Annotated in this window: 13 protein-coding genes; 3 read left to right on the plus strand and 10 right to left on the minus strand. The window is 69.0% G+C overall.

Annotation, left to right across the window (positions count from 1 at the left end; all coding sequences use genetic code 11):
- Window positions 1-8: 8 nt before the first annotated feature.
- Both OH735_RS10935 and OH735_RS10940 read left to right on the plus strand, forming a co-directional pair.
- Window positions 9-608, plus strand: coding sequence for a DUF4383 domain-containing protein (locus OH735_RS10935; protein ID WP_406381187.1), 600 nt, complete (start codon window positions 9-11; stop codon window positions 606-608).
- Between the two features lie 69 nt (window positions 609-677).
- Window positions 678-905, plus strand: coding sequence for a zinc ribbon domain-containing protein (locus tag OH735_RS10940; RefSeq protein WP_114244342.1), 228 nt, complete (start codon window positions 678-680; stop codon window positions 903-905).
- A 35-nt stretch (window positions 906-940) separates the two neighbouring features.
- Here OH735_RS10940 and OH735_RS10945 read toward each other — a convergent pair whose 3' ends face one another.
- From OH735_RS10945 to OH735_RS10960, 4 genes are all read right to left on the minus strand, one after another.
- Complete coding sequence (locus OH735_RS10945) at window positions 941-1,600, minus strand: O-methyltransferase (protein WP_406381188.1); 660 nt, start codon at window positions 1,598-1,600, stop codon at window positions 941-943.
- 51 nt (window positions 1,601-1,651) lie between these two features.
- On the minus strand, window positions 1,652-2,482 hold the full coding sequence (locus OH735_RS10950; RefSeq protein WP_406386519.1) for an HAD family hydrolase: 831 nt from the start codon (window positions 2,480-2,482) through the stop codon (window positions 1,652-1,654).
- A gap of 62 nt (window positions 2,483-2,544) precedes the next feature.
- Window positions 2,545-5,169, minus strand: a complete 2,625-nt coding sequence (locus OH735_RS10955; RefSeq protein ID WP_406381189.1) for a phosphoribosyltransferase — start codon at window positions 5,167-5,169, stop codon at window positions 2,545-2,547.
- A 10-nt stretch (window positions 5,170-5,179) separates the two neighbouring features.
- On the minus strand, window positions 5,180-6,343 hold the full coding sequence (locus OH735_RS10960) for an HpcH/HpaI aldolase/citrate lyase family protein (protein WP_406381190.1): 1,164 nt from the start codon (window positions 6,341-6,343) through the stop codon (window positions 5,180-5,182).
- Window positions 6,344-6,574: 231 nt separating this feature from the next.
- Here OH735_RS10960 and OH735_RS10965 point away from each other — a divergent pair, with 231 nt between their 5' ends.
- Window positions 6,575-7,483, plus strand: coding sequence for a TerD family protein (locus tag OH735_RS10965; protein ID WP_406381191.1), 909 nt, complete (start codon window positions 6,575-6,577; stop codon window positions 7,481-7,483).
- Between the two features lie 57 nt (window positions 7,484-7,540).
- On the opposite strand, the gene OH735_RS10970 is transcribed toward OH735_RS10965, so the two are convergent.
- From OH735_RS10970 to OH735_RS10995, 6 genes are all read right to left on the minus strand, one after another.
- Window positions 7,541-8,275, minus strand: a complete 735-nt coding sequence (locus OH735_RS10970) for a Tellurium resistance (protein WP_406381192.1) — start codon at window positions 8,273-8,275, stop codon at window positions 7,541-7,543.
- A gap of 175 nt (window positions 8,276-8,450) precedes the next feature.
- On the minus strand, window positions 8,451-9,596 hold the full coding sequence (locus OH735_RS10975; protein ID WP_406381193.1) for a DUF475 domain-containing protein: 1,146 nt from the start codon (window positions 9,594-9,596) through the stop codon (window positions 8,451-8,453).
- 71 nt (window positions 9,597-9,667) lie between these two features.
- Complete coding sequence (locus OH735_RS10980; RefSeq protein ID WP_384460342.1) at window positions 9,668-10,243, minus strand: TerD family protein; 576 nt, start codon at window positions 10,241-10,243, stop codon at window positions 9,668-9,670.
- A gap of 196 nt (window positions 10,244-10,439) precedes the next feature.
- Complete coding sequence (locus OH735_RS10985) at window positions 10,440-11,015, minus strand: TerD family protein (protein WP_406386521.1); 576 nt, start codon at window positions 11,013-11,015, stop codon at window positions 10,440-10,442.
- Window positions 11,016-11,244: 229 nt separating this feature from the next.
- Window positions 11,245-11,703 (minus strand): peroxiredoxin, encoded by a 459-nt coding sequence (locus OH735_RS10990; RefSeq protein WP_093895495.1) that lies wholly within the window; start codon window positions 11,701-11,703, stop codon window positions 11,245-11,247.
- 197 nt (window positions 11,704-11,900) lie between these two features.
- On the minus strand, window positions 11,901-12,338 hold the full coding sequence (locus OH735_RS10995) for a DUF3052 domain-containing protein (protein WP_093895494.1): 438 nt from the start codon (window positions 12,336-12,338) through the stop codon (window positions 11,901-11,903).
- Window positions 12,339-12,734: the final 396 nt, after the last annotated feature.

Consider the following 12,734-nt stretch of genomic DNA (forward strand, 5'->3'; position numbering starts at 1 on the left):
AGACCGACATGGCCACCCATGTACTGCACGCCCCCGGACGGCACACCCCGCGCCGCCGTCGCAGGACCGCCCCGCTCGACAAGCACCTGCCCGTCGATCACCGGCTCAACCGGGTCTACCGGGTCGGAGCGGGGCTGATGGGACTGGTGCTGCTCGCCTTCGGGATCCTGGGGCTGATCGACAAGATCGGCTTCTTCAGCACCGGCGGAGCCACCGTCGCGGGCCTCAACACCAACGGCGCCCTCAGCGTTCTGTCCATCTGTGTCGGCCTGCTGCTGTTCGTCGGGATGGTGATCGGCGGCAACATCGCCTCGTCGCTCAACATGATTCTGGGCATCGCCTTCATCCTCAGCGGCTTCGTCAATCTCGCCCTGCTCGATACCGACTACAACTTCCTCGCCTTCCACCTCCAGAACGTGCTGTTCAGCTTCGTGGTCGGACTGATGCTGATGGTCTTCGGGATGTACGGGCGGGTCAGCGGCGGCCTTCCGCACGACAATCCGTACTGGCGGGCCCGCCACCCCGAGGAGGCCGAGCAGGAACTGCGAAGGGTCCGGCGGGCCACGACAGCGGCAATGCCGGTCGTCCGTCGCGCTGACCACCCGTAAACCTGTGATCCGTAACCCGGGACCCGTAACCCGTACTGCGTCTCGGTCCGTGCCGGATAGCCTGGACGCATGCCTCGTTACGAGTACCGCTGCCGCTCCTGCGGAGACACGTTCGAACTCAGCCGCCCGATGGCCCAGTCCTCGGACCCGGCCTCCTGCCCCGCCGGGCACGCCGACACCGTGAAGCTGCTGTCCACCGTGGCCGTGGGCGGGTCGTCGGCCAAGTCCGCGCCCGCCGCACCGTCGGCCGGTGGTGGCGGCGGGGGCGGCTGCTGCGGCGGGGGTTGCTGCGGCTGAGAGAGCGGCCGGCCGGGGCCGTCGGCTCGCGGCTCCTACCGCTTGCGGGAGAGCGTCAGTCCGTCGGCCACGGTGAGCAGCACGCTGTCCATCCGCGGATCGGCGGCCACATGGTCGTTGAATTCCTTGATCGCCGCCGCTGCGCCGGTCGCCTGCGGGTCGGTCACCCCGCCGTGGAAGAGCACGTTGTCCGTGACGACGAGGCCGCCCTGCCGCATCCGGGGCACCAGTTCTTCCCAGTACGGGATGTAGTTGCCCTTGTCCGCGTCGAGGTAGGCGAGGTCGATGTGCGGCTCGGCCGGCATCGCCCGCAGTGTGTCGAGCGCGGGGGCGATACGGAGCTCGATCCGGTCGGCGACGCCCGCCTTCTCCCAGGCCTCGCGCCCGTACGCGGTCCACTCCTGCGAGATGTCGCAGGCGATCAGCCGCCCGTCTGCGGGCAGTGCCTGTGCCATCGACAGGGCGGAGAAGCCGGTGAACGTCCCGACCTCCACGATGTGCCGGGCCCCGGTCAGCCGGACGAGGAAGGCGAGCAGCGGCCCCTGTTCCTCGGCGGACTGCATGCCGGCGTGCTCGGGCAGGCGGGCGTACGTGGTTTCGACGAGCTCGCGCTGCACCGCGTCGAGCGGTGGGTTGTGCGCCAGCATGTACGCGTACAGCTCGTCCGTGATCTTGGTTTCGTTGCCCTTGGACATCGCTGCTCCTCGTCGGTCGTACCGGGCGGACGGGCCCGTCCTCACATACTGCTACTTCCCGCCGGACGAGGGCGTCCGCCCCGGGCCCGAGGCCCGCAGGAAGTGCCGCAGGATCTCCTCGCCCGCCGCCACGCCGCGCTCGGCCGTCACGTCGACGTGCGGGGCGCTCCAGCCGGTGTCGGCGAGTTCGCCGTGGGCCGGGCGCCAGGCGTGGTCGGCGGCGAGGAGCAGGTCGGCGTCGAGGAGGCTGTCACCGGCGGCGAGAGTGAGCGTGGCGCCGGTGCGTCGGGCGACCTCGTCCATCGCGGCGCTCTTGGTCAGCGGGCCCGGCACGGCGTAGATCTTGCGGCCCTGGAGGGAGACCGTCCAGCCGCGGTTCTCCGCCCACTGCCCCAGCTCCTTGACCCAGCCCTCCGGCAGCAGCGAGCGTTCGACGACGAGGTAGGCGAAGAGGTCCTCGGCGACCTGCTCCTTGAGCAGCCAGGCGGGGTCGGCCGCGGCCAGCAGATGGGCGCGGACCTCGGCCAGCGAGGCGCATTCGTCGGCGAGCCGATGGGCCACCCGTGTCTGCCAGTCGGGGTCGGACACCCCGTCGACCAGGAGGTGTCCCCCGTTGGCGCAGATCGCGAACCGCGGTGCGGGGCCGGGGAGATGGATGCGCCCGTACTGCTCGCGGGTGCGGGTGGTCGTGGGGACGAAGACCGTGGAGCGGGCGAGCTCGTCCAGCAGTGTCGCGGCCGTCTCGGTCAGGTAGGAGAGCGGCTTGTGTTCGTACACCTCTACGCAGAGCAGCCGGGGGGCCTCGGCGTCCGGCATGGGGAGCTGGAGCGCGGCGGCCGAGTAGATCAGGGTGCGGTCCAGGTCGCTGGCCACCAGCGTCACGGGGGCGGCCGAGGCGGCGGGGACGGAAGCGGTGGCGGGGACGGGGGCGGTGGGCGGGGTGGTCACTTGGACTCCACCGCCGTGCCGTCCGCGCCCGTCGCGCCCCTGGTGTACTTCGGGTGGATCAGCCCGACGCAGGTGTACGGGAGTTCGTCGACCTCCTCGATCGGTACGCCCCGCTGCTCGGCCAGCAGACGGATGTGCTCCAGGTCCGCGCCCGCGCCGCGCTTGGCGAGGATCTTCCACGGGACGCGGCGCAGCAGTACGCGGGTCGTCTCGCCGACGCCCGGCTTGACGAGGTTCACGTCGTGGATGCCGTGCTCCTCGCTGATGCGTTCCACCGCGGCCCAGCCTTCCCAGGTGGGCGCGCGGTCGGCCGCGAGCAGCTCCTTGACCTCGGCGTCCACCGCGTCGGCGACCTCGTCGAAGTGGGCGGCGACGGTGTCGAGGAAGTGGCCGGACACATCGGCGTCCGAAAGCTCCCGGTAGAACTTCGCACCGTGGAAGTCTTCCGGACCGACCAGGTCGGAGCGCAGGACGGTCCGCGAAATCAGCCCGGAAACGGTTGAGTTGAGACAGGCGGACGGAATGAGGAAGTCCTCGCGGGTGCCGTAGGTGCGGACGCAGCCGCCCGGGTCGGCCAGGACCGCGATCTCGGGGTTGAAGCCGTCGAACTCGGCGAGCGCCACGGCGAGTTCACGGGTGATCGCCCCCTTACCGGTCCAGCCGTCGACGAAGACGACATCCGCCGGATCGTGGTGGGCGGCCAGCCAGCGCAGCGCGGTGGCGTCGATGCCGCGCCCCCGGACGATGGAGATGGCGTAGTGCGGCAGGTCGAGCCCGTGCCGGTGCCGGGCCCAGTGGCGCATGAGTACGCCGACGGGGGTGCCGGCCCTGGCGAGCGAGACCAGGACGGGGCGGGGCGTCCGCTCGGCGAGAACCGTCTCGGTGACGGTTCCCACGGCACGCGCGACGCGGGCGGCCGACAGTTCCAGCGCGGCCTTGAAGAGGTCCTGGTACTGGGCGGACGGCTGGTATTCGACGGGCAGCGACTCGGCGTAGTGCGCGCCACCGCTCTGTATCGCCTCCTCGCGCTCCTCGATGGGCGCCTCCAGCTCGGTGCCCGAGAGGTCCTGGAGCAGCCAGCCGACGTCGTCCGGTGCGTAGGAGGAGAAGGCGGGGCCACGGAGGGGCTCGGGCAGCATGGGGGGTTCCTGCCGTTCGGAGACGTACGAGGGGAGGTCCGACGCGACGTGTACGGGAAGGTCCGGCGCGACGGGAAGGTCCGGCGCGACGCGTGCGGGGAGGTCCGACGCTACGTGTGGGGGAAGGTCCGGCCGGTCCTTCGACGGGACGTACGACGGAACGACCGCGAGCAGGACGTGGTCGGCGTGGGCGGCGAGCTGCGCCAACAGGCCTTCGGGGGCGTGGAGTTCGGGGGTGTCGGCGGTGGAGTCGACGGCCACGACCACGGCGTCGAAACCGGCGCCCGCGACGTTGTACGCGTACCGGTCGCCGGGTCCGTCGGCCGGGTTGTCGTGGGCCGGGAAGACCAGCCGGCTGCGTATCGCGTAGCCGGGGTCGTCCACGGCGAGGACGGGGGAACGCGTGGTGGTGGAGTAGCGCACCTCCGCGTCGATGTGGTCCTCCAGGGCCGTGCCCAGGCGGAGGGGGGCGTACATGAGCTCCTCGAAGCCGAGGATCAGTACGCGGCGGGCGTCGCCCAGTGCCGCGGCGACGCGGGCGGCCATGGCCGGGAGGGCCGGCTCCAGGGCGGCCCGGTGGGCGGGGGTGAAGCCGTGCCGTCCGCCGTCGGGCACACCGGCGGGCCACTGGAGGTCCACCCGGGTGCACGGCCGGCGAACAGTCCCGGCGGCCGCTTCCGGGCTCGCGGCGGCGCTCTCCTGCGCGGCGACCAGCGCCCGGCCCTTCTCCAGGACGCCCTCCGGGAGGGCGACCGTGCCCGAGCTCCTCGCCACCAGGTCGACGCGCGCGCCGATCTCCGCGGCGAACCCGGTCAGCCGTCCCCGGTCGGCCGCGGACCGCATGTCCACCAGGGCGACGATGACGTACCGGCTCCGCGGGTACCGCTCGTGCAGCGCCCGGATGGTGTTGAGGACGGTGTTGCCCGTGGAGAACTCGTCGTCCACCAGCACCAGGGGCGCGTCCGCCACGGGCGCGCCCTCGCCTGCCGGGTCGCACTCGCCCGCCAGCAGGTTCGGGTCCTCGGGGAGCAGCAGGTGCGAGGTGGCGTGCGAGTGCGACTCCTCGAAGCCGCCTGCCCGCTCCACGCCGTCGACGGGGCGGCGCGTCGAGTGCAGGTACGGCGCCATGCCGAGCCCGTCGGCGACCGCGTGGCCGAGTCCGGTGGCCGTCTCCGCGTAACCGAGCACGACCGCCCGGCGGGCCTCGGCGTCACCGAGGAGTGCGTGCACCCGCCGGCCGAGCTCGAATCCGGCGCCGTACACCACGGAGGGCTTCTGCGGCACGTGCTTGCCGAGCACGTTGGACACGAGCAGGTGGGCCCGCTTGGGGTTGCGGCGCAGGGCGAGGCCCAGCAGCTCTCTCAGCTCCCCGTCGCCGTCGGGCTTTCCGTCGCCGACGAGGTCGACGCCCAGTCGCTCCGCCACCCAGCTGCCCGACCACACCACGTTCGCCGTCTCTTTCCTTGCCGCGCGCTCGCTCATCGAGACACGCTCATTCCGCGAGGCCCGCGGCCAGCAGATCCACGAAGCCGACGTCTTCCCTCGCCACGCCGAAGACCTCGGCCCGTTGCAGGGTCCGCTCGGCCCAGGCGCGGTGCGGCTTCACTTCGTTCATCTTGTTCGTGTACACGGAGCGCAGGACGCCACCGCCGCCGCGTTCCGGCCGCAGGATGTCCTGGGCGTCGCTGAATTCCTCGTGGCTGACCACGGACAGTGCGTGCACGGGTGCGACGTGCGACGGGTGGATGCAGGTCTTGCCCAGCAGGCCGTTGGCCCGGTCGAGCTCGATCTCGCGCAGCAGCCCGTCCAGGTCGTGCTCGATCAGTGCCGTGCGCAGTTCCTCGGCCCGGCCCTCCAGGAAGGGGCTGCGGCGCAGCTGCGGTTTGAACATGCGCTCCTGGAGCCGGAAGTACTCCCACACCGGACCGGTGATCGTGAAGCCCGTGCCGTCCGAGCGGCCCAGCACATTGACCACGTCGGCGATGACGGCGCCGACGATCTGTACGTCGTACGCCGTCATGTCGGGCGCCCTGCGGAGCCCGTACGCCGAGCAGAAGTCGGTGACGCCGAGCCGCAGGGCGAGCACCCGCTCGCGGTACTTGTCGACGGTGCGGGCTATTCCCCGGAGTGTTTCCGCGCGGGTTTCCAGATGCAGCAGCTCGGGCGATTCGAGAACCGGCATCGCGAACAGTCGCTGCCCACACGCCTTTTCGGCGTTGCCGAGCGCTTCCATGAAGGGAACGCCACGCTCTTCGGTGAACTTGGGAAGTACAAAACCAGACAACAAACGGACCGCGGAGCCGAGCCGCTGCACCACGTCGGTGATCTGGCCCGGTTCCCGGACCCGGATGAAGAGAAGGGGCACCTCCACGCCCCGCGCGTCGAGGTCGGCGAACTGTCTGACCAGGTTCTCCTCGGCGCCGACGACCTCGGAGTCGTCGATCGAATCCTCCAGGCACAGCACCATCGAGACGACCCCGCGCCCGGCCTGCTTGATGACGTCGTCAGCAAGTCTCGGCCTGGTGGCAGGGCTGTACAGGGTCGCTCCCAGGGCGGCCGAAAGCGTGCGCGGCGAAGAGCCCGCACCGAACTCGCACGGCTCCTGGAAGAACAGACCCTCTCGCACAGCGGGCGCAATATGCCCGAAATGACGCATGTGATTCCCCCGAACTGCCGGATCGACCGGAAAACGTATGGCCGGTAATAGTACGTACGGGCGGGTGTCGACAGTTCCCCACGTGCATGAATTCCGGGTAACTCGTCCATTTCCCGACGGGTCGGAGCTCTGCGGACGACGTGGTTCCGACGTGGTTCCGACGCACCGGCGAGACATCCGGTGCGACCCCCGCGTTGTCCGCGCGGGCAGTCAGCAGGCAGGATGACGGGCATGACGCACGCGATGGTGAAGGGTTCGAACGTCCCTCTGGACGCCTTGGCCGTACGGGCCGTGCTGCGCTGGACCCCGGGCGCCGGGGTTCCGGATGTGGACGCCTCGGCCCTGCTGCTCGGACCCGGTGGCCGCGTGCGCTCGGACGAGGACTTCGTCTTCTACAACCAGCCCCGTCACCCCTCCGGCCTGGTGCGACGACTGCCGAAGCGCAGCGTCCCCGAAGGGCTCACGGACAGCATCGAGGCCGACCTCGGCGCGCTCGACCCCTCGGTCGACCAGGTGGTCGTCGCCGCGTCCTCCGACGGAGCCGCGTTCGCTCAGGTGCTCGATCTGCGCATCCTGCTGTACGACGCGGCGTCGGCGGGCGGGGACCCGCTCGCCGTCTTCGATGTGCGGCCGGAGACCGGCGAGGAGACGGCGATCATCTGCGGCGAGCTCTACCGGCGCGGCGATGGCTGGAAATTCCGGGCCGTGGGACAGGGCTATCCGACCGGTCTGGTGGGGCTGGCGACCGCCTTCGGCATCTCGGTGGACGAGGCGGAGGCCGCGGCGGAACCCGATCCGGTGCCCTCGCCCGTAGGCGCTCCTTCGCCTGCCGCGGCCCCGTCGCCCTCCCCCGTGACGGCGCCCGGCTTCCCGCCGCCCGCGCCCACGTTCCCGCCGGCACCGGCACCCGGTCCGGACTCGCAGATCACGGTCCAGCACCAGCAGCCCGCGTACGGCTACCCGCAGCCCGCGGTGGCCCAGCCGGCTCCCCGGCCCGTGCCCCAGCCCTCGTACGGCTATCCGCAGCCCGCCACCGCCCAGCCCGCCTACGGCTACCCGCAGCCCGCCGCGGCGGCTGCGCCCGCCCCCGACCCGAACTTCGTGCTGCCGCCGCAGGGGCCGCAGTTCGTACGGTCCTGAGACTCGTACGGTCCTGAGACTGGTACAGCCCTGAGACGGCCTGCGCCCCCTCGGGCCTCAGGCCCGGGACTTGTAGCCGCGTCCCCACTGCATGCCCCAGCCGTACAGCCGGTCCAGCTCCGACTGGAATCCGTACACGAACTTCACCTCGCGCCGCACGATCAGCTCGTCCTTGACGTTCTCCACCGTGAAGACGGCACAGGAGCGGGCCTGCGGGGCCCGCTCGTCGAGTTCGATCTCGATCCGCGGGCCGTTGCCCGGGTAGAGCGTCACCTTGGCGTGCGTACGGTCGAAGGCCGGCGTCTGGTCGTAGATGTAGACGAAGAACAGCAGCCGTTTGAACTGGTCGCGCTGGTCGAGATTGACGTAGACGGTCTCGCCCGACGGCGCCCCGAAACGGTCGTCCCCGCTGAGCCGGATGTACGGTGGCGCGTTCAGGTCGCCCAGGAGGTTGCCCAGCGGCTGGACCACACCTTTGGTACCGTCCTTCAGCTCGTACATGCAGCCCAGGTCCAGGTCGACGTTGACCATGCCCTGGGTGTGCGCCTGGACCACATCGGGCTGGAAAAGCTTCATCGGCCGCAGCAGCCGGCCGCTCGTCCGCGACCTGCCCTCGATGTCGGACGTACGCATCCGCCAGGAGAGGTTGACCCGCAGATTGCCGGTCAGCGCACCCTGTTTGGTCAGTGAGACCGTGGCGTGCCGCCTGGTGAGCACGATGGAGTTGGTCGACGCGTTGCCCGACTCGAACTGCGTCTCTCTCCGTGGCCACAGGCTGTCCCAGAACGCCATCCCCAACCCCCACACGTATCGGTAGAAACACAAGTGCCCCGGCCCTGCGGCCGCCCCGTGTAGCACCGGGCGCCCACATCACTGCGGGGCGGCCGCCGGGCCGGGTCCGGGTGTTCCCGGAGAACCGTCGCCGTACGGACCGCCCCGCTGAGAGCGTTCCTCAATCCCTACCGGGTCACACCCCGGACGTGACTTCTGCCTTGGAACCCGCGTCGTCGCCCCCGCCCGCGGCCTCCAGCGCCTTGTTGCGCCGCACCGAGGACCAGAAGGACCAGCCGATCAGCACGACACCGACGAGACCGGTGATGATCTCGTTGATCTGGTACTGGATGGTGACGAGGAGGATGACGGCCAGCGCGCCGATGGCGTAGTGGGCGCCGTGCTCCAGGTAGACGTAGTCGTCCAGGGTGCCCTGGCGGACCAGGTAGACCGTGAGCGAACGGACGTACATGGCGCCGATACCGAGGCCGAGGGCCATCAGCACAATGTTATTGGTGATGGCGAAGGCACCGATGACGCCGTCGAACGAGAAGGACGCGTCGAGCACTTCCAGGTAGAGGAACATGAAGAACGCGGCCTTGCCGGAGAGTGCGATCGCGGAGATCTTCTTGCCGGACTTCCTGGCCTCGTCCTCCGCCTCGTGCTCCCGCTCCTCCTCTTCCTCCAGCTTGTTCTCGAAGAAGCCGGAGAGTCCGCCGACGATGAGGTAGGTGATCAGGCCGGCGATTCCGGCGAGCAGGACGGTCTCCGCCTTGTCCACGTGGCCGCCGCCGTGCTGGTGCGCGCTCGTCGCGAAGGTCATGGAAGCGATCAGCAGCACGATCAGCGCGATGCAGACCGACAGCATGTCGACCTTGCCGAGCTTGGCGAGCGGGCGCTCGATCCAGTGCAGCCACTGGATGTCACGGTCCTCGAAAATGAAGTCGAGGAAGATCATCAGCAGGAACATGCCACCGAACGCGGCAATAGCCGGGTGGGCGTCCGTGACCAGTTCCTGATAGCGGTCGGGCTGGTTGAACGAGAGATCGACCGCTTCGATCGGACCCATCTTGGCGGTGATGGCCACGATCACGACGGGGAACACCAGCCGCATACCGAAGACCGCGATGAGCACACCGACCGTGAGGAAGATCTTCTGCCAGAAGGCATTCATCTTCTTCAGGATTCCGGCATTGACCACCGCATTGTCGAAGGACAGCGAGATCTCGAGGACGGAAAGAATCGCGACCACGCCGAAGGCTTCCCACCCCCCGTAGATCATCGCTGCGACCAGGCCGAGCGCGGTAACCGCGAACGACCAGCCGAAGGTTTTCAGAAGCACTGGCTACCCCATCGTGTGTGTAACGGGTCTCCCCCGGGTGTGTACGGGGCTCCCCCGCGCGGTGCGCGGCTTTACGAAACGTTGACCCCGAAGTCTAGAGCGATCCCGCGCAGTCCTGACGCGTACCCCTGTCCCACCGCACGGAACTTCCACTCGCCGTTGTACCGATAGAGCTCGCCGAAGATCATCGCCGTTTCCGTCGAGGCGTCCTCGGTGAGGTCGTAGCGCGCGAGTTCCTGGCCGTCCGCCTGGTTCACCACGCGGATGAACGCATTGCTGACCTGGCCGAAGGTCTGCCCTCGATTGTCCGCCTCATGGATCGAGACCGGAAAAATGATCTTGTCGCAGTGCGCGGGTACCTGAGTGAGATTCACGATGACCGACTCGTCGTCGCCCTCGCCCTCACCCGTGAGGTTGTCGCCGGTGTGCTCCACGGAACCGTCGGGGCTCTTGAGGTTGTTGTAGAACACGAACCATTCGTCGCCGAGCACCCGGCCCGACTGGCACAGCAGCGCGCTGGCGTCGAGGTCGAAGTCGGCGCCGGTGGTGGATCGTGCGTCCCAGCCGAGCCCGACCAGCACCTGGGTGAGGTTGGGTGCGGCCTTGGAGAGGGAGACGTTGCCTCCCTTGGCGAGCGTGACGCCCATGGTGTGTCCTCCCCGAGTCGATGAACCGATTGTTGAGCTGTCGAGCCCATTGAGCCGCCGAGCCTTCGCGCTGTCGAGCCTTCGAGCCGTTGGCCTGTCTAGCGCGTCCGGCGCCGCACATCGTGCGGCGCCGGACGGAAATACATGCTGACGTGGGCCGGACGGAGCCGTGACGGCGCTGCCCGGTTCCGCCTTGTCAGACGTTGACGCCGAAGTCCTGCGCGATGCCGCGCAGCCCCGAGGCGTAACCCTGACCGATGGCACGGAACTTCCACTCCGCCCCGTTGCGGTACAGCTCGCCGAAGACCATGGCGGTCTCCGTCGAGGCGTCCTCGCTCAGGTCGTAGCGCGCCAGCTCGCTGTTGTCCGCCTGGTTGACCACGCGGATGTACGCGTTGCGCACCTGGCCGAAGCTCTGCTGCCGGGTCTCGGCCTCGTAGATCGAGACCGGGAAGACGATCTTGTCGACATCGTTCGGAACGCCGGCCAGGTTCACCTTGATGACCTCGTCGTCGCCCTCGCCCTCACCGGTGAGGTTGTCACCGGTGTGCTCCACGGAGCCGTCGGGGCTCTTGAGGTTGTTGAAGAAGACGAAGTTGCCGTCGCTGCCGACCTTGCCCTCGGCGTTCGTCAGCAGGGCGCTGGCGTCGAGGTCGAAGTCACCACCGGTGGTGGTACGGGCATCCCAGCCCAGACCGACGATGACCGCGGTCAGGTTGGGCGCGGCCTTGGTCAGCGAGACGTTGCCGCCCTTGCTGAGGCTGACTCCCACGAGTCCTCCCATTGGTTTCCTTGGGGGCCGGCAGGAGCCGGCGCCTCCACGTTGCGTTGGCATCCGATCAACGACTGGATCCTAGTGACCGGTTCCCGGCCAAAGCAGGCTTTTGGCCGGGCCGCCCGCAGATCCACTGGCCCGGAGCGGAGACCCGGAGCCGAGACCCCGGAGCCGAGACCCCGAAGCGAAGGCCCCGAAGCGAAGGCCCCGGACCGTCGAACCCGGATCAGAGCGTGTCGAGAGCCTTGATGTAGTCGTTGAGGTCGCGCGCGTCGGGCAGACCGTTGACGACGGTCCAGCGCACCACGCCCTCCTTGTCGATGATGAAGGTGCCGCGCACCGCGCAGCCCTTCTCCTCGTCGAAGACGCCGTAGGCCCGCGAGGTCTCGCCGTGCGGCCAGAAGTCCGACACCAGCGGGTACTCCAGACCTTCCTGCTCGGCGAAGACGCGCAGGGTGTGGATGGAGTCGTTGGAGACGGCCAGCAGCTGCGTGTCGTCGTTCTCGAACTTCGGCAGCTCGTCACGGAGCGCGCAGAGCTCACCCGTGCACACGCCGGTGAAGGCGAACGGGTAGAACAGGAGTACGACATTCTTCTCGCCGCGGAAGTCGGAGAGCTTCACGGTCCGGCCGTGGTTGTCCTTCAGCTCGAAATCCGGGGCCTGGGTGCCGACCTCGATCGCCATGAAACGCGTCCCTTCGCTACGTTCACCGGGCTGGGCTGTCCGGGTGCCTCCCACCCTACGCAGAGCCCGCAGCAGGCCGTACAGCGCCCGTAGCGGCCCTGCGGCGCCCGCGCGGGCCGCCGGGGCGGCCGAGAAGGAAGACCCCCGGCGGTCCATGCCGTCGGGGGTCTTCGGGGCGAGTGCGTGGCGAACGCGGTTCAGCGCTTGGCTTTGGCCGCCTTCGGTGTGACCAGACGGCTGCCCGTCCAGTCCTTGCCCGCATTGATGCTCTTGGTCTGGGAGAGACCGGCGGTCTGTGCAGCCTCGTTGATGTCGCTCGGTTCGACGTATCCGTCACGGCCGGTCTTCGGCGTCATCAGCCAGACCGCGCCGCCGTCCTCGATCAGACCAATGGCATCCACCAGCGCGTCCGTAAGGTCGCCGTCCTCGTCGCGGAACCACAGCAGGACGACGTCTGCGACGTCGTCGTAGTCCTCATCGACGAGATCCTGGCCGATTGTGGCCTCAATGCCCTCACGGAGCTCCTGCTCGACGTCGTCGTCGTAGCCGATCTCCTGGACCACCTGTCCGGGCTCGAACCCCAGGCGTGCTGCCGGGTTGGTCCGCTCCTCCGCGTGGTCCGCGGTCGCGCTCACGGGTTGCCTCCTGATCATGTTTCGGAAAATGCTTCAGCCACGCGCGTGCGCGGGGCGTTGGCCGTAGTCCACACGGGAGCGGCGGATCGCGCAAGTACCCAGCGTGCGAGACCGCCTAAACGGGGACGTTCCCCGCCACGTCGCCGCACGGTCGGCAGCCCCTCGCGGGGCCGACACCACCCACCACACCCTTTACGTCCTTCCACAGCTTATGCCGTTTCGATCCACCATTCGGATTCGGACATCCTTTGGGAACGCTTGGACGGCTTGGGCGTAAGGTTGCGGTTTGGACCAGCACATCCCCGCGCCACGGATGTGATGTCTCACAACACGGCGGTTACCCCTCGGTAGAGGTGACGTTTACGCCCCCGCGGTACACGATGGTGATGGCGTACA

The organism is Streptomyces sp. NBC_01618, assembly GCF_045209435.1.
In the GTDB taxonomy this organism is placed as follows: domain Bacteria; phylum Actinomycetota; class Actinomycetes; order Streptomycetales; family Streptomycetaceae; genus Streptomyces.